This is a genomic window from Mesorhizobium sp. B2-6-2 (assembly GCF_006440615.1).
GTDB lineage: Bacteria > Pseudomonadota > Alphaproteobacteria > Rhizobiales > Rhizobiaceae > Mesorhizobium.
This window is the reverse complement of the sequence record NZ_VFUG01000005.1, coordinates 44,016-60,241: the sequence shown is the minus strand read 5'-3', so window position 1 is coordinate 60,241 and position 16,226 is coordinate 44,016. Positions and strand designations below refer to the sequence as shown.

At 64.9% G+C, this 16,226-nt stretch carries 17 protein-coding genes; 5 read left to right on the top strand and 12 right to left on the bottom strand.

All coding sequences use genetic code 11. The features are described from left to right. Position 1: 1 nt before the first annotated feature. From FJ419_RS12765 to FJ419_RS12755, 3 genes are all read right to left on the bottom strand, one after another. Positions 2-1,084 (bottom strand): ABC transporter ATP-binding protein, encoded by a 1,083-nt coding sequence (locus FJ419_RS12765; RefSeq protein WP_140692601.1) that lies wholly within the window; start codon positions 1,082-1,084, stop codon positions 2-4. Beyond that, the gene (locus FJ419_RS12760) at positions 1,081-2,655 is read right to left on the bottom strand and encodes an iron ABC transporter permease (RefSeq protein WP_140692598.1); all 1,575 of its coding nucleotides are present in this window, start codon (positions 2,653-2,655) and stop codon (positions 1,081-1,083) included. The genes FJ419_RS12765 and FJ419_RS12760 overlap by 4 nt, the downstream gene beginning before the upstream one ends. 175 nt (positions 2,656-2,830) lie before the next feature. Continuing rightward, positions 2,831-3,835: an iron ABC transporter substrate-binding protein gene (locus FJ419_RS12755; protein WP_140692595.1), complete on the bottom strand. Its 1,005-nt coding sequence runs from the start codon at positions 3,833-3,835 to the stop codon at positions 2,831-2,833. A gap of 204 nt (positions 3,836-4,039) precedes the next feature. Between FJ419_RS12755 and FJ419_RS12750 the strand changes: the two genes are divergently transcribed. The 3 genes from FJ419_RS12750 to FJ419_RS12740 all read left to right on the top strand — a co-directional run bounded on the left by FJ419_RS12750 (position 4,040) and on the right by FJ419_RS12740 (position 7,348). Then, positions 4,040-4,582: a sigma-70 family RNA polymerase sigma factor gene (locus FJ419_RS12750; RefSeq protein WP_140542601.1), complete on the top strand. Its 543-nt coding sequence runs from the start codon at positions 4,040-4,042 to the stop codon at positions 4,580-4,582. Continuing rightward, positions 4,579-5,217 carry an NrsF family protein gene (locus FJ419_RS12745; RefSeq protein ID WP_140692592.1) on the top strand — a complete coding sequence of 213 codons (639 nt, stop codon included), beginning with the start codon at positions 4,579-4,581 and terminating at the stop codon, positions 5,215-5,217. Before FJ419_RS12750 ends, FJ419_RS12745 begins: the two co-directional genes overlap by 4 nt. A gap of 241 nt (positions 5,218-5,458) precedes the next feature. Next, complete coding sequence (locus tag FJ419_RS12740; protein ID WP_246679195.1) at positions 5,459-7,348, top strand: PAS domain S-box protein; 1,890 nt, start codon at positions 5,459-5,461, stop codon at positions 7,346-7,348. A 30-nt stretch (positions 7,349-7,378) separates the two neighbouring features. Here FJ419_RS12740 and FJ419_RS12735 read toward each other — a convergent pair whose 3' ends face one another. The 7 genes from FJ419_RS12735 to FJ419_RS12705 all read right to left on the bottom strand — a co-directional run bounded on the left by FJ419_RS12735 (position 7,379) and on the right by FJ419_RS12705 (position 12,833). Further along, on the bottom strand, positions 7,379-8,257 hold the full coding sequence (locus FJ419_RS12735) for a 3-hydroxybutyryl-CoA dehydrogenase (RefSeq protein WP_140632869.1): 879 nt from the start codon (positions 8,255-8,257) through the stop codon (positions 7,379-7,381). Positions 8,258-8,456: 199 nt separating this feature from the next. Continuing rightward, on the bottom strand, positions 8,457-9,386 hold the full coding sequence (locus tag FJ419_RS12730) for an electron transfer flavoprotein subunit alpha/FixB family protein (protein WP_140692585.1): 930 nt from the start codon (positions 9,384-9,386) through the stop codon (positions 8,457-8,459). Between the two features lie 24 nt (positions 9,387-9,410). After that, positions 9,411-10,160: an electron transfer flavoprotein subunit beta/FixA family protein gene (locus FJ419_RS12725; RefSeq protein WP_140632863.1), complete on the bottom strand. Its 750-nt coding sequence runs from the start codon at positions 10,158-10,160 to the stop codon at positions 9,411-9,413. Between the two features lie 162 nt (positions 10,161-10,322). Next, a complete protein-coding gene (locus FJ419_RS12720; protein ID WP_140692582.1) occupies positions 10,323-11,126 on the bottom strand; it encodes a rhomboid family intramembrane serine protease in 804 nt (267 codons plus the stop codon). 21 nt (positions 11,127-11,147) lie between these two features. Beyond that, complete coding sequence (locus FJ419_RS12715; RefSeq protein ID WP_140692578.1) at positions 11,148-11,729, bottom strand: cob(I)yrinic acid a,c-diamide adenosyltransferase; 582 nt, start codon at positions 11,727-11,729, stop codon at positions 11,148-11,150. Positions 11,730-11,749: 20 nt separating this feature from the next. Beyond that, entirely contained in the window at positions 11,750-11,941 is a 192-nt protein-coding gene (locus tag FJ419_RS12710; protein WP_095767495.1) for a twin transmembrane helix small protein, read from the bottom strand. 25 nt (positions 11,942-11,966) lie between these two features. Next, on the bottom strand, positions 11,967-12,833 hold the full coding sequence (locus FJ419_RS12705; protein WP_140692575.1) for an SDR family oxidoreductase: 867 nt from the start codon (positions 12,831-12,833) through the stop codon (positions 11,967-11,969). A gap of 58 nt (positions 12,834-12,891) precedes the next feature. On the opposite strand from FJ419_RS12705, the gene FJ419_RS12700 reads away from it, so the two are divergent. Further along, positions 12,892-13,743 carry a YihY/virulence factor BrkB family protein gene (locus FJ419_RS12700; RefSeq protein WP_140632851.1) on the top strand — a complete coding sequence of 284 codons (852 nt, stop codon included), beginning with the start codon at positions 12,892-12,894 and terminating at the stop codon, positions 13,741-13,743. A gap of 223 nt (positions 13,744-13,966) precedes the next feature. Here FJ419_RS12700 and FJ419_RS12695 read toward each other — a convergent pair whose 3' ends face one another. Continuing rightward, complete coding sequence (locus tag FJ419_RS12695; RefSeq protein WP_140692572.1) at positions 13,967-14,857, bottom strand: DMT family transporter; 891 nt, start codon at positions 14,855-14,857, stop codon at positions 13,967-13,969. Between the two features lie 153 nt (positions 14,858-15,010). On the opposite strand from FJ419_RS12695, the gene FJ419_RS12690 reads away from it, so the two are divergent. Continuing rightward, positions 15,011-15,298, top strand: a complete 288-nt coding sequence (locus FJ419_RS12690) for a hypothetical protein (protein ID WP_140692569.1) — start codon at positions 15,011-15,013, stop codon at positions 15,296-15,298. Positions 15,299-15,302: 4 nt separating this feature from the next. Here the strand turns inward: FJ419_RS12690 and gluQRS are convergent, their stop codons facing one another. Next, the gene (gluQRS, locus tag FJ419_RS12685; RefSeq protein ID WP_140692566.1) at positions 15,303-16,172 is read right to left on the bottom strand and encodes a tRNA glutamyl-Q(34) synthetase GluQRS; all 870 of its coding nucleotides are present in this window, start codon (positions 16,170-16,172) and stop codon (positions 15,303-15,305) included. Positions 16,173-16,226 lie beyond the last annotated feature (54 nt).

Genomic DNA, 16,226 nt, shown 5'->3' with positions numbered 1-16,226 from the left:
ATCAAGCAAAGACATGCGCCTTGCCGGTGACGGTCAAGCGCACGATCTCGCCGATCTCCGGCGCGTCCATGCCTGTTCTGCGCAGGATCAGCGGCGTGTTGCCGATGGCGGCCGCATCGGGCGGGTCCGGGCTGTTGAGCAGCCGCACCGCGACGGTGCAGACCGAGCCCGCGAACTCGCAGTCCGTCACTTCGCCGAACAGCATGTCGGGTGTGCCCGACATGCCTTCGCGCGAGGTCCGTTTGAGCAGGATCTGCTCGGGCCGCAGCATGATGCGGGCGACATCGCGCCGTCCCTTCGTGTCGACGGCGATGCGGCCGAGCCGCGATACGGCGAAGCCGTCCGCAATCCTGGCCGGCACGATGATGGCGTCGCCGAGGAACTCGGCGACCATCCTGTCCCTGGGTTGGAAATAGAGCTCGCGCGGCGTGCCGACCTGCGAGAACAGCCCTTCGCGCATCACCGCCACCTGGCTGGCGAAGGACAGCGCCTCGGCCTGGTCGTGCGTGACCAGTATGGTGGTGATGCCCGCCTCTTCCAGAAGCTCGGCCACCGCCTTGCGCATCGAAGCGCGAAGCCCGGTGTCGAGCGCCGAAAATGGTTCGTCGAGCAGCATCAGCCTGGGCTTCATCGCCATGGCGCGGGCAAGCGCCACGCGCTGCTGCTGGCCACCGGAAAGCTCGTGCGGCCGGCGCTTCAGGATCGCCTTGTCCAGCCCGACGATGTAGGCGAGCTCGACGATATGCTCGGTTCGCTTGTCGGCATTCCGCGGGATGCCGAAGCCGATATTGTCGGCGATGGTGAGATGCGGGAACAGGGCGCCGTCCTGGGCCACCACGCCGATGCCGCGGCGGTGCGCCGGCACGGCCGCGCCGCCATTGGCGAGCACCTTGCCGTCGAGCGCGATGCGGCCGCGGTCCGGCGCCTCAAAGCCGGCGATCAGCCTGAGCAAGGTGGTCTTGCCGCAGCCGGACGGCCCGACAATCGCGGTGCGGCTGCCGCTTTCGACTTTCAGGTCGACGCCGGCGAGCGCCGTCACCGGGCCGTAGCTTTTCGCGACGCCGCTGAGTTCGAGAAAGCTCATCGTCCGGCCATCCGCTTCGACTGGATGTAGAGCCACCAGGTCATCGGCAGCGACATCGCCACCATGATCAGCGCGTAAGGGGCGGCGGAGGCGTAGTCGATCTCGCCGCTATAGGACCAGAATGCCATCGCCAGCGTGCGGGTGCCGTTGGGCGCCAGCATCTGGGTGGCGGTGAGCTCGTTGGTGATGCCGAGCGCCACCATCGCCATGCCGGCCGCGGCGCCCGGCGCCGAAAGGCGGATGGTCGTCGACCACAGCGCCTTGACCGGCGGACGGCCGAGGCTGGAGGCCGCGCGCTCCAGCTCCACTGGCGCCTGCGCGATCGAGGCACGCAGGCTTATCAGCGCGCGTGGCAGGAACATCAGCGCGTAACCGAACAGGATGGTGAACAGCGTCTGGTAGAGCGGCAGCGCGACGCGCACCGTGATGGTCACCAGTGCCAGCGCGATGACCACGCCCGGCAACGCGCCGACGATATAGTTGCAGCTCTCGAGCAGCCGTTGCAGCGGCCCCGGCGCGCGGATCGAAATCCAGGCCATCGGCATGGCGGCAACCGTTGCAAGTACCGCGCCGGCGATGGCGAGGAACAGCGTCTGGCCGAGCGCCAGGCCGATCTCGTCCCAGCGCCAGACTTCCATGCCGCCGGCGAGCAGCCAGCGGCTGACCGTGACAAAGGGCACGCCGAGCGACAGCAGCGCGACGCCGGCCGGCAAAAGCAGGCATGGCAAGGCGGCGCGGCCGAGGCGAGCACGCTGCTGCTTGCGCGCGGCGCCGGAACCGACGCGGGCATAGCGCTCCTCGCCGCGGATCATCACCTCGAGGGTGAGCAGGAAGAGGCAGCAGACCACCAGCACGGCGGCCAGCATGTTGGCGGCCGGACCGTTGAAGGTCGACTGGAACTGGTCGACGATCGCGGTGGTGAAGGTGTCGAAACGGATGAAGACATAGAGGCCGTATTCAGCAAGCAGATGTAGGCCGACCAGCAGCGAGCCGCCGCAGATGGCGAGCCTGAGCTGCGGCAGCACGACGCGCGCGAAGACCCGCCACGGGCCAAGACCGAGCGCTGCGGCCGCATCCTCCAGCGCCGGATCGAGGCGGCGCAGCGCGGCGGCGATCGGCAGGTAAAGGAATGGGAAATAAGCGATGACGGAAACGAGCACGCCGGCCCACAGCCCGTGCAGGCCCGGAACGAAGCTGATCCAGGCATAGGAGTGCACGAAAGCGGGGATGGCGAGCGGCGCGACCGAAAGCCACGACCACCAGCGATTGCCGGGCAGGTCGCTGCGCTCGGTCAGCCAGGCCAGCGCCACCGACAGCACGACGGCAATCGGCACGGTGACAGCGACGAGGAGCATGGTGTTGACCAGCAGTTCGCCGACGCGCGGGCGGAATATCAGCGCCACCACGGTGTCCCAGCCGGTCTGGATCGCGACCCAGACGATGAAGGCGAGCGGCAGCAGCGCGATGAGCGAGATCAGAGCGGCGGCGAGCGTGATCCACGAGATGGACCGGCGTTTCTTCATTCCCGCCGCCGCCAATCTTGCCGGCGTCATGTCGAGCGCCGATTGCATCAGGCAGGCCGCTGGGCCGCCTCCGCCTGCCGGCGGAAGCGGTCCGATGCGCCACTCAGGCGGCTCGAAGCGCAGTCGATGGTCATCGACGAAGCCATCTCCAAACAAAAACGCTCCCGCGGAAGGCAAATTCCCGCAGGAGCACGGTCGTTTGCCCTTTTAGGACGAACGCGAACTAAAGCAAGCCGGCTTGCGTCATCAGGTCGATGACCTTCTTGGAATTCAGCTTCGCCGGATCGACTTTCGGCGCTTGCAGGTCGATCAGCGGCACCAGCTTGGGATTGGATTGGGCATCCTTGCCGATCGCATATTCATAGGACGTTCCGGTCTTCAGCACATCCTGGCCGCCCTTGCCGGTCACCCACTTCAGGAATGCCTGGGCTTCCTTCGGATGCTTGCTGGAAGCCAGCACGCCGCCGCCCGACACCGAAACGAAGGCGCCGGGGTCCTGGTTCTTGAAATAGTGCAGGCCGACATTCCCGCTGTTCTCGCCGGTCTTGCCCTGATCGCCGAAATAATAATAGTGGTAGATCACGCCGCCATCGATCTCGCCGGCATTGACCGCCTTCATCACCGTTGAGTTGCCCTTGTAGGCGGTGAAATTCTCCTTCATCGCCTTCAGCCAGTCGGCGGTAGCGGCCTCGCCCTTGAGCTCAAGCAGGGCGCTGACAATGGCCTGGAAGTCGGCGCCGGACGGCGAGGCGGCCCAGCGGCCCTTCCAGCTCGGATCGGCAAGATCGAGCAGCGACTTCGGCAATTGGTCTTCCTTCAGCTTGTCCTTGTTATAGGCAAAGACGGTGCTGCGGGCGGCAACGCCGACCCACTTGCCAGTCGACGGCTGGTATTCCTGCGGCACCTGCGCCAGCGTATCGGCGTCGACCGGCGCGAACAGGCCGGCGGCCTCGACCAGCGCCATTGCCGGCGAATTCTCGGTCAGGAACACGTCGGCCGGCGAGGCCGCTCCCTCGGCGACGATCTGGTTGGAGAAGTCGCTGTCGCCGCCGTTGCGCAGCGTGACCTTGATGCCGGTTTCCTTGGTGAAGCCCGCTGCCCATTCCTTGGCGAGGCTCTCATGCTGGGCATTGTAGACGACGATGCCTTGATCCTTGGCCATGGCGGAGCCTGCGGTCAGGCCGAGCGCCAGCGCGGCGCCGGCGAGCGTGGATAGGGCAATTTTCATGGGCATCGTCCTCAATTCGAGACAGGGGTTTTGGGCACGGCTGCACCTATCAATACATGATTGTAATAGTCAACATTGTGACCCTGCTTCAATCGGTCGCCGTTCCGCAAACTTTCGTGATTTTGCGGCAGTTTGGCTTGGACATTATTTCGTCGGCCACGTAACAAACCAGGGCCGAGACGCGAACATTGGGGGTGAACTCTTGTGACCGGCAAGGACGAGGCCGAGCTTTCCCGGCTGCTCAGGGCCGCGATCGCGGGAGACGAAAGGGCTTATGCCGACTTTCTGCACGGGATCGCCGCCCTCGTTCGCGGCTTTGTCCGGCGCAAGATCGTTCAAGGCGGGGTCGATCCCGAGGATGTCGTGCAGGAAACCTTGCTGGCCATTCATGTAAAACGCCACACCTGGCGGCCGGATGCGCCGGTGCTGCCCTGGGTCTATGCGATCGCCCGTTTCAAGCTGATCGACGCGTTCCGCCGACGCGGGCGGCGCATCGAGGTCGAGATCGACGAGATCGCCGAAACCTTCGCCGAGCCGGAGACGGAAACGGTGAGCGAGCGCGACATCAACCGGGCGCTAGACGGCCTGCCGCCGTCGCAACGCTCCGTGGTCTCCTTGATCTCGGTCGACGGGCAGTCGATCGGCGAGACGGCGGCCAAGCTCGGCATCAGCGAGACGGCGGTGCGCGTTTCGCTGCATCGCGGCCTGGCCGCGATCGCCAAAAGATTTGGACGAACAGCGACATGAGGACAGAGGATCTCATCAAGGCGCTCGACGCCGATGCCCGCGACGAGGCGATGCCGATGGGCAAAGCCTGGTGGCTGGCGGTCGGCGTGGCCATGGTGATCGCGGCGACGGTCTTCTTCGCGACCATCGGGCCGCGTCCCGACATCATGCCGGCCATGCACACGATGCGCTTCATGTCCAAATTCGTGTTCACGCTGACGCTCGCGGTGAGCGCCTTCGCGCTGATCCGCGCGCTGTCGATGCCGGGCGCCTCGACCAGGCGCGCAATGGCCTGGATGATTGCCGCGCCGCTTCTGGTGGTGCTGGCGGTGGTTCTCGAGCTTTTCGTCGTGCCCGAGGCCGATTGGGGCAAGCGGCTTATCGGCTCGAACATGATGATCTGCATGAGCTTCATTCCGCTGATCGGCATCGGCCCGCTGGCGATCTTCCTCGGCATGCTGCGCTATGGCGCGCCGACGCGGCCGGTGTTGGCGGGCGCGGTGGCGGGCCTGCTCGCGGGCGGGCTCGCGGCTACCTTCTACGCCGCGCATTGCTTCGACGATTCGCCGCTCTTCGTCGCCACCTGGTATACGGTCGCGATTGCTTTTCTCACCGCGCTCGGCGCGCTTGGCGGGCGGTTTTTCGTCCGCTGGTAGGATTACACACCGATCCGTCGGTACAGTTTGAAACAGTACCTTAATCATACCGGCAATTGTTTGCCGGTTATCGGAGCGGCCGCTGCCGCTCGTGCAACCATTCCTTAAAATCGATCCGCCAGGGTGTGGCAACGCGCAGTCGCGCATTGGGTGGGATCGCATTGTGGCGTGGTTGAGTTGGAAAAGTCCGCGGGCCGGCAAGCGCGCCGTGCCCGTCTTGATGGCAGCCGGACTCGTTACCTTGACGGCATCGGTCCTGTTGCCGGCGCTGGAACTCGGCACGGACGCGCTGAAGGTCTGCCTGCAGATATCCGTCGCCGTCACGGCCGTCACGCTGTTTGTCTCGGCGCTGTTCATCCGCAAGATCATCGACGATCGCCGGCAGATTGCCGAGAGCGAGCAACGCTTCCGCCGGGCCATGGAGGATTCGGCGATCGGCGTCGCCATTGTCGGCCTCGACGGCCGCATCGTTCAGGCCAACCCTGCCTTCGCCGACATGCTGGGATACACCCGCGCGGAGATCGAGGCGCTGACTTTCTTCCAGATCACGCATCCCGACGACCTGCAGATCGGCCGCGAGACGATGACGAGCCTGAAGGAAGGCAAGATCCACTCCTTCCATTTCGAGAAGCGGTATCTGCGCAAGGACGGCACCCCGGTCTGGGCGCAGCTCGCCGGCTCGGTCATCCGTGAAGAGGAGACAGGTCGTCCGCTCTATCTGGTGTCGCAGATCGAGGACATCGATGCGCGCAAACAGGCCGAAGCGCGCATCGCCGAGGCAGAGGACCGGTGGAATTTCGCGCTCACCAGTGCCGGACAGGGTATCTGGAGCCTCGATATGCGCAGGGGCGGCACCACCTATTCCGATACCTGGGTGAAGATGCTGGGCTATGCCGATGGCGAGCTCGACGGCGACCCCGATCGCTGGCTGACCATGATTCATCCCGACGACCAGGAACGCGTCGCCGAGGCGGATCGCGCGCATCTTGCCGGCGAGACGCCCTTTTTCGAGGCCGAGTTCCGGATGCGGCACAAGGACGGCCGCTGGATCTGGATTCTCGACCGCGGCAAGGCGATCGAGCGCGACGGCGAGGGCCGGCTGATCCGGGCAATCGGCAGCCTGACCGATATCACGGAACGCAAGGAGGCCGAGGCGCGGCTGATGGTTTCGGCGGCTATGCTAGCCGACGAGAAAGAGCGTCTCAGGGTGACGCTGCAGTCGATCGGCGACGCGGTGATCTGCACCGATGCCGCCAACCGCATCACCTTCATGAACCCGGTCGCGGAAAAACTCACCGGCGTCGTAGTCGGCGAGGCTCTGGGCAAGCAGCTCGGCCATGTCTACTGGGCGGTCGACGAGGAAAGCGGGCAGAAAATCGGGCTCTCGCGCCCTTCCACGAGCGAGCAGCCGCACTGCGACCAGAACACGCGCGCTGTCCTTGTCCGGCGCGACGACACGCGCTGCAGCATCCGCCAGGTGGTGTCGCCGATCATGAACGACCGCGACGAGTTCTGCGGCCTCGTCATCGTCTTCCAGGATTTCAGCGACGCGCGCGCCCTGCAGCGCCAGCTGGCCTACGCCGCCGCCCACGACGCGCTGACCGGGCTCGCCAATCGCTCGAGCTTCATCCGCATCATGGAGGACCTGGTCGACCAGTGCCGCCTCAATGGCGGCGAGCATCAGTTCATGTTCGTCGATCTCGATCACTTCAAGGCGGTCAACGACACCGGCGGCCATGCCGCGGGCGATGCGCTGCTCAAGCGCGTGGCCGACGCCCTGCGCAATGTGCTTGGCCCGGAAGACATTGTCGCGCGGCTTGGCGGCGACGAGTTCGCCGTCGTCCTCAAATCGGGCGCCGCTGCGCGCGGGCCGATTGCGGCGCGCTCGATCATCGACGCCATCGGCAACCTCGACTTCAGATGGGACGGGCGCCCACATTCGATTGGCGCCAGCATCGGGCTTGCGCCGATCCGCGCCGGTTACGGCGAAGTGGACGAGATCATCGCCCGCGCCGACGCCGCCTGCTATGCCGCCAAGGCGGCCGGGCGCGGCTGCGTTTCCGCCGCGCCCGACGAAGACGAAATTTCGAAAGGCGGCCTGCCGCCTCCGCCGCTCGCCGCGGCGTCCTGAGCCGTTTCGAAAGGGTTCAGCCGGGGAAGGTCAGCGCGTCGGCACCGGATGGTCGCCGCGATAGTCGTAGAAGCCGCGGCCGGTTTTGCGGCCGAGCCAGCCGGCCTCGACATATTTCACCAGCAGCGGACAGGGGCGGTACTTCGAATCCGACAGGCCCTCATGCAGCACCTGCATGATCGACAGGCAGGTGTCGAGGCCGATGAAGTCGGCAAGCTGCAGCGGTCCCATCGGGTGGTTGGCGCCGAGCCGCATCGCGGTATCGATGGCGTCGACCGTGCCGACGCCCTCATAGAGTGTGTAGATCGCCTCGTTGATCATCGGCAAAAGGATGCGGTTGACGATGAAGGCCGGGAAATCTTCGGAAACGGTGATCGTCTTGTCGAGGTGCTTCACATAGCTCTTGGCAGCCTCGAAGGTCTGGTCCTCGGTGGCGATGCCGCGCACCAGCTCGACCAGCTTCATCACCGGCACCGGGTTCATGAAATGAATGCCGATGAAGCGTTCCGGCCGGTCGGTCTGCGCGGCAAGCCGGGTGATCGAGATCGACGAGGTGTTTGTCGCCAGGATCGCTTCGGGGTTGAGCTGCGGGCAAAGCTGCGCGTAGATCTTGCGCTTGACCGTCTCGTCCTCGGTCGCCGCTTCGATCACCAGATCGGCGGCCGCGAGATCGGCCATGGTCGGGGCGGCGGAAATACGCGCCATCGCTTCGTTGCGCGCCTTCTCCTCGAGCTTGCCGGAACCGACCTGGCGTGCCATGTTGCCGCTGATGGTGGCGATGCCCTTCTCGATACGGTCGGGCGACACGTCGTGGATCAGGACCTTGTAGCCGCCCAGCGCCGAGACATGGGCGATACCGCCACCCATCTGACCCGCGCCGACAATGCCGATCGTCTCGATCTTGCTCATGACCCCGATCCCGTCCGGAGCATCTTCCGCGTCTTGAAGCGCGGAAACGCTCCTGTTGTTTATTTCCTGCAATCCGGACGCAAACCGCCGGATTGGCTTCAGGCCTTGACGGCCCGCTTTTTGTGCAGTGCAAACTAAAAGGGCGGGGCGACTTCGTCTACCCCACCCTTCCGATTTTAGTATGCCAGAACCGGTGGCGTCAAAGTGCCTTTTGCAGCTCCGGCAGGATGACGAAGAGATCGCCGACCAGGCCGTAGTCGGCGACCTGGAAGATCGGGGCTTCCTCGTCCTTGTTGATGGCGACGATCACCTTCGAATCCTTCATGCCTGCCAGGTGCTGAATGGCGCCGGAAATGCCGACGGCGATGTAGAGGTCGGGCGCGACCACCTTGCCGGTCTGGCCGACCTGCCAGTCGTTCGGCGCGTAGCCGGCGTCGACCGCGGCGCGCGAGGCGCCGACCGCGGCGCCGAGCTTGTCGGCGACCGGCAGGATGACTTCCTGGAACTTCTCCGAGGAGCCGAGCGCGCGACCGCCCGAGATGATGATCTTGGCCGAGGTCAATTCCGGACGATCGTTCTCGGAGAGCTTGTTCTCGATGAAAGACGACAGGCCGGGGTTGGCGGCGGCGCCGACCGTCTCGACCGCGGCCGAGCCACCTTCCGGCGCCGCCGCGAAGGACGCGGTGCGCACGGTGATGACCTTCTTGGCGTCGGTCGACTGCACGGTCTGGATGGCGTTGCCGGCATAGATCGGCCGCTTGAAGGTATCCGGCGAGACAACCTCGATGATCTCGGACACCTGGGCGACGTCGAGGAGTGCCGCCACGCGCGGCGCGATGTTCTTGCCCGACGAGGTCGCCGGCGCGACGATCGCGTCATAGGAGCCGGCGAGCGAGACGACCAGCGCCGCCATCGGCTCGGCGAGACGCTCGGCTAGCTCGTCGGCCTCGGCGAGCATCACCTTGCGCACGCCTTTCAACTTGGCGGCGGCATCGGCCGCGCCCTTGGCGCCCTTGCCGGCCACCAGCACGTCGACATCGGAGCCGATCTGGAGAGCGGCCGACAGCGCCTTGGCGGTCTGCTCGGAAAGGCTTGCGTTGTCGTGTTCGGCGATGAGGAGAATTGCCATTTTCTTTGTCCTTTCCCGATCGCTTTAAAGCACGCCGGCTTCGTTCTTCAGCTTCTCGACCAGCTCGGCCACGCTCTTGACCTTGACGCCCGCCTTGCGGCCGCCTGGCTCCTCGGTCTTGATCACCTTGAGGCGCGGCTTGACGTCGGCGCCGTAGTCGGCCGGGCTCTTCTCGTCGAGCGGCTTCTTCTTGGCCTTCATGATGTTGGGCAGCGAGGCATAGCGCGGCTGGTTGAGGCGAAGGTCGGCGGTGACGATCGCCGGCATCTTCAACTCAACCGTCTGCAGGCCGCCGTCGACCTCGCGCGTCACCTTGGCCTGATCGCCTTCGAGCACGATCTTGGACGCGAAGGTGCCCTGCGACCAACCAAGCAGTGCCGCCAACATCTGGCCGGTTTGGTTCGAATCGTCGTCGATCGCCTGCTTGCCGAGGATGACGAGGCCGGGCGCCTCCGCCTCGACCACGCCCTTCAGCACCTTGGCGACGCCCAGCGGCTCGGTCTGCTCGTCGGTCTTGACCAGGATGGCACGGTCGGCGCCCATGGCGAGCGCGGTGCGCAAGGTTTCCTGCGCCTGCTGCGGGCCGATCGAGACGACGATGATTTCTTCAGCCTTGCCGGCTTCCTTGATGCGGATGGCTTCCTCGACCGCGATCTCGTCGAACGGGTTCATCGCCATCTTGACGTTGGCAAGCTCGACGCCCAGTCCGTCGGCCTTCACCCGGACCTTGACGTTGGCGTCCACAACCCGCTTCACGGGCACAAGGATCTTCATTTTCCTGTCACCTCTCCTGAGATAGTCGGGGCGCTATAGCAGCGTGCGCCCTGTCAGAGTTGTCGAAAGCCGACATCACGGACGGAATATCCGCCCAACTGTGCCGTTTCCGTAGTGGCGACAAATCGGCGCGTCAATATCCCACGACGCACCCAAATCGGTTCAGTCCCGGGGCGCCGCTGCTCCACGGCCCCATCGCGCCGCCGGCTGCGCCGGATCGCTCGCGGTCGGCTCCACAGGAACAGGCGGCTGCTGGACGTTGGGCGTCGGGTCCGGCTCGCCGTCGGCGCCAGCCAGCAGCGGCACGCCGCGGCTGCGCAGCACCAGCACCAGGATCGATCCGGCGATGATGCCGCCGATATGGCAGGCCCAGGAGATCTGGTCCTCGCCGCCCGCCGCAAACATCACGATCTGGAACAGGATCCACAGGAGCAGCGGGATGAAGGCCGGGATGCGCAGCGGAATGCGGGCAAAGGCCAGTACCCAGACCTTCACCCGGGGGTAGAGGATCAGGTAGGCGGCGACGACGCCGGCGATGGCGCCCGAGGCGCCGATCAACGGCACCTGCGAATCCCAGGCCACCAATCCCTGAAAGAAGGCGCCGGCGACGGCGCAGGCGAGGTAGAAGATCAGATAGCGGATATGGCCGAGAGCATCCTCGACATTGTCGCCGAACACCCAGAGGAACAGCATGTTGCCGCCAAGATGGAAGATGTCGGCATGCAGGAAGGAATAGGTGAGGTAGCTCAGGCTCTCGGGGATGACGACGAATTCGGGCGAGAGCTCGACCTTGTCGTGAACCACCGACGGGATGAAGCCGAGGCCGAGAACCGCGGCATTGGTGAAGTTTTCACCGCCGAGCGTGGTCGCCAGATAGACCAGCACGTTCGCCACGATCAGGCCGATCGTCACATATTGCAGCCGGATGTGGCGCAGCCTGTTGGTGTCGTAAAGCGGGATGAACATCGGACCCTCCCGCCTCCGGATTCAGCGGTTCTTGCCGGGAACCCATAGCACGTCGGCCTTTCCATTGTCATTGACCGCGCGGGCGGCGACGAACAGGAAATCCGAGACGCGGTTGATGTATTTGAGCGCCTCGCGGCTGACATGCTCGGCCGGATCCTGCGCCAGCGCCACCATCAGGCGCTCGGCGCGGCGCGCCACGGTGCGGGCAAGATGGAGGGCGGCCGCGGCCGGCGTGCCGCCGTTCAGCACGAAGGATTTCAGCGGGTGCAATTCCTTGTTGAGCGCGTCGATGTCCTGCTCGACGCGATCGGTCTGGGCGGCGACGATGCGCAGCGGCTCGTGTTCCAGCGGCTCGCCGTCGTCCGGCACGGCGAGGTCGGCTCCCAGATCGAACAGATCGTTCTGGATACGCGACAGCATGGCGTCGATCGCCGGATGCTCGGCGCCGGTGTGGACGCGGGCCATGCCGATGCAGGCATTGGCCTCGTCGACGGTGCCATAGGCGTCGACGCGCAGGTCGGATTTCAGCCGCCGCTCGCCGGTGCCGAGCCCGGTGGTGCCGTCGTCGCCGGTGCGGGTGTAGATCTTGTTGAGCTTGACCACGCCGTCCCCTCTGAGATCCTCTATTTGCGCGTGAAATAGACAACCAGCAACAGCAGCGCCAAGGCCACGGCCTGCAGCATGATGCGCGCCTGCATCAGCTTGTTCGAGGTGAAGCCGGAGCCGCCGCGCATCATGTTGATCAGGCCGCGGACCAGCACGATCACCACGGCGGCCATCGCGACGATGGCGAGGATCTTGAAGATGATGAGCATCTGGCTGGCTCCGGTTCAGGTTCGGTCACGCTCGCCTGGCGAGCACGCGGTAGAGCAGGGAGGCCGGCAGGATGCGTTTCAGCGCCGCGCCGATCCTGGCCGGCACCGTTACCACATAGTGCGGGCGCGGGCGCTGTGACAGAAGCGCGTGGCGCAACGCCCTGTGCACGATCTCCGGTCCCGGCTTCAGCTTCGACACGCTGCCGCCCGCCTGAAGCCTTGCGAGCTGCGCCTGATAATCGGCGCGGTGGACGGAATTCTCGACGTCGATATTCTTCAAGAACCAGGGCAGGCCATTGCTGGCGATCTTCGACCTCACCGGTCCCGGTTCGATGAGGGAAAGGTGGATGCCGCTGCCTTCGAGCTCCTGGCGCATGCACAGCATCAGGCCTTCGATGGCGTGCTTGGAGGCCGAATAGGCGCCGCGGAAGCGGACCGGAGCCAGTCCGAGGATCGAGGAGCAGTGGACGAGCCGGCCGTGCCCCTGGCGGCGCATGACCGGAACGACGCGCCGGGTGAGATCGTGCCAGCCGAAGAAATTGGCCTCGAACTGCTCGCGAAGTGCTGCGACCGGCAGGTCCTCGACGGCGCCAGGCTGGGCGTAGGCGCCGTTGTTGAAGAGCGCGTCAAGCGTGCCGCCGGTCCGCTCCAGCACCGCATCGACCAAGGCGGCGATGGATTCGGGCTCGCGATAGTCGAGATAGAAGGCCTCCAAGCCGTCGGCCTCGAGGACCGCAATGTCGGCCGGCTTGCGCGCCGTGGCGAAGACCCGCCAGCCTTCCGCCTTCAACGCCCGCGCGCAGTAGGCGCCGATACCGGAGGAGGCGCCGGTGACAATGACGGTGCGCAACTCTTCTGCCGCGGGGCGCGTTGTGAGACCTGGGGTTGCCATTTACCGCAATCACTTCCCATATTCGCGGCGTCGACACAATCGAGCGGAGCGCGGGTCCTTGCTGCGGAATATCGTTGCCCTCAAGCGCGTGCTCTACGATGCGATTGGCCACTTCAATACCGATGACGGCTGGGCGATGGCCAGCCATCTGGCGATCACCTCGCTGATGGCGCTGTTTCCGTTCCTGATCTTCGCCACCACGCTGGCCAGCTTCCTCGGCGCGCGCGCCTTCGCCGACACGGCCGTGCATCTGGTCTTCGACACATGGCCGGAGCAGATCGCCAAGCCGATCGCGCATGAGGTGCTGAACGTGCTCACCGTACGTCGCACCGACCTTCTGACCTATGGCGTGCTGCTGGCGGCTTATTTCGCCTCGAACGGCATCGAGGCGCTGCGCACCTCGCTCAACCGCGCCTATCGCGTCACCGAGACGCGCGGCATCGTCCACCGCAGGGTGCAGAGCATCATCTTCGTCCTGATCGCCACCGCCTGCTTCCTCGCCATCAGCGTGCTTCTGGTGTTCGCGCCGCTGCTGGCGCGGCTGGCGGAAGCGCATCTGGAATGGATCAAGCCCTATATGGGAACGATCACCATCTGGCGTTACGTGATCGCCTCGACGGTCATCGTCATCGGGCTGTTCTCCGTGCATATCTGGCTGCCGGCCGGCAAGCGGCGCTTCGTCTCGATCATACCGGGCATCGTCTTCACGCTGGTCGCCTGGCTGGTCGGGTCGACGATCTTTGCCACCTATCTCGACCATTTCTCGTCCTATGTGACGACCTATGCCGGGCTCGCCTCGATCATGATCGCGGTCGTCTTCCTCTACATCATCTCGGCGATCTTCATCCTCGGCGGCGAACTCAACGCCGCGATCAGCCGTTATCTCGAAGCCCGAGCGCGGGTCGGGTGAGTCGATGCCGGCCAGGAAGAGGAACTGAGGAACTAAGGAACTGGGGAATTGAAGAACTGAAGAAATGAAGAATTGGGGAATTGAGAACTGGGGAAAAGGCGCCGACGCTTGGCTCCGCGCGTCTTCTTCAATTCTTCAATTCTTCAATTCTCCAATTCTCCAATTCTCCAGTTCCTCAGTTCCTCAGTTCCTCAGTTCCTCAGTTCTTCAGTTCTTCAGTTCTTCAATTCCCCAGTTCCCCTTTCCTCGCCTGCCGCGCCGTCGCCAGGGCGACGCCGAGCGTGGCGATCGCCATGCCGGCGATCTGCAGCAGATTGAGCTGTTCGTTGAAAAGCAGCCAGGCGATGACCGCCGTTACGGCCGGCACCAGGTAGAACAGCGAGGCGACCTTCGACATCTCACCGTCCCTGATCATCACCATCAACAGAAATATGGCGCCGATCGACAGCACCAGGACCAGCCAGGCCATGGCGAAGATCAATTCGCCATTGACGGTGACGGCGCGGGTCTCGAAGGCGAGCGAGCCCAGGATCATCACGGCGGAGCCGCCGACATACTGCCACATCGTCGCCGACACCAGATCGCCGCAGGAGGCATAGCGTTTCTGCCAGATGGTGCCGGCGCTCATGCCGAGCACGGAGACAAGCGAAGCCGTCAGTGTCGCCGGCGTGACGCCGCCGCCCAGCGCGCCCAGCTTCGGCCACAGCACGATGACGACGCCGAGAAGGCCGACGGCGAGGCCGGCCCAATGGCGCGGCAGGATCGCTTCGCCGAGGAACTTTCCGGCGAGCACGGCGGTGATCAACGGCTGCAGGCCGACAATCAGGGCCGATAGGCCGGCCGGCATGCCCCTGTGGATCGCCCAGAAGACGGCGCCGAGATAGACGCCGTGCATGAGGACGCCGGCCACCGTTGCGTGCAGCGCCTCTTCGCGCGTCGCCTTGCGCGAGCCAAGCAGAACGGTCAGCCCCGCGAACAGGATCGCCGCGATCACGAAGCGGATGGCAAGAAAGGTGAAGGGTTCCGCCCAGGGCATGGCATAGCGCGCGCCGATGAAGCCTGTCGCCCACAGAACGACGAAGGAGGCGGGAATGAACCGCTTGATGCTCTGCATGGGGGAGGCTGCCGGGATGAACGGTTGATGACGCCAATTGCTCTAATGCCGTTCAATCCCGCAAGCAAAACGAAACGGTTGATCCATAAGCTAAGTTGAATTCATCAAACCGTGCCAACAGGGGCATGGCGCGTCGCCGCGCCATGGTGAGGCATGCCTTTGCATCTGGACACGACCTGGCTCTTGTTCGCCTTCGCGATCATCGCCGCCTTCGGCTTCTTCTTCGGCACGGCGCTCGACGCAATCATGAAGGAGAGCGGCTTCGGCCCGACAGGCAACACGCTGCTGTTCATCTTCGGCTTTTTCGTCGCGGTAGCGGTCGCCAGCAAGCATGGCATCAGCCTGAGCGATCTCAAGCTGGCGGTGGGCTGCGGGCTGGGCGGCGCCTTTGTCTTCATCAGCGTGCTGGCGTTGATCAAGGCCGGGATGGCGCGCCTCTAGCCGGCTAAAAACCGACCAATCTTCTGACGTCCTGCGGCGACATGCCGGCCTCGCTGAGGGAGGCCAGGCCGGTGTCCTTGAAGCTCTTCGACAGTTTCCTGCCGTCCGCACCGAGGATCAGGCGGTGGTGGAAATAACGCGGCTGCGGCAGGCCGAGCAGTTGCTGCAGCAGGCACTGCACCCCGGTCGCCGAATAGAGGTCCTGGCCGCGCACGACATGGCTGACACCCTGCAGCGCGTCGTCGACGACGACGGCGAGATGGTAACTGGTCGGGATGTCGCGGCGGGCGACGATGACGTCGCCCCATGCCCGCGGTTGTGCTTCGATTGCTCGCGTCGCCGACATCGTCTCGTCGGTGAACTCCACCCAGGACAAGCTGGCCGTGACGCGCGCCATCGCCGCCTCGACGTCGAGCCGCCAGGCGAAGGGCACGTTGTCCGCGATCCGCCGCTTGCGCTCCTGCACCGGCAAGTGCTTGTCGAGCGGCGGATAGAGCGGCACGCCGTCCGGATCGCGCGGCCAATCGCGGCCGCCGGTCTCGGCGATGAAGGCGCGGATCTCGCCGCGACTCATGAAGGCCGGATAGACGAGTTCCTCGGCGATCAACCGCTCGAGCACCTCCCGGTATTCGGCGAAATGCTCGGACTGGCGGCGCACCGGCAGTTCCCAATGCAATCCCAGCCATTCAAGGTCGCGAAAAATGCCGGCTTCGAATTCGGGCGTGCAGCGGGTGACATCGATATCCTCGATGCGCAGCAGCAGGCGCCCGCCGGTCTGCGCCGCCATCTTTTGGTTGAGCAGAGCCGAGTATGCATGGCCGAGATGCAATTCGCCATTGGGGCTCGGCGCGAAGCGGAATGTCAGGAGTGTCATATCTCGGGCGGTATTCGGGTTGAAAGGCGCTTCCGCCGGTTGCTAGTTAGCCAT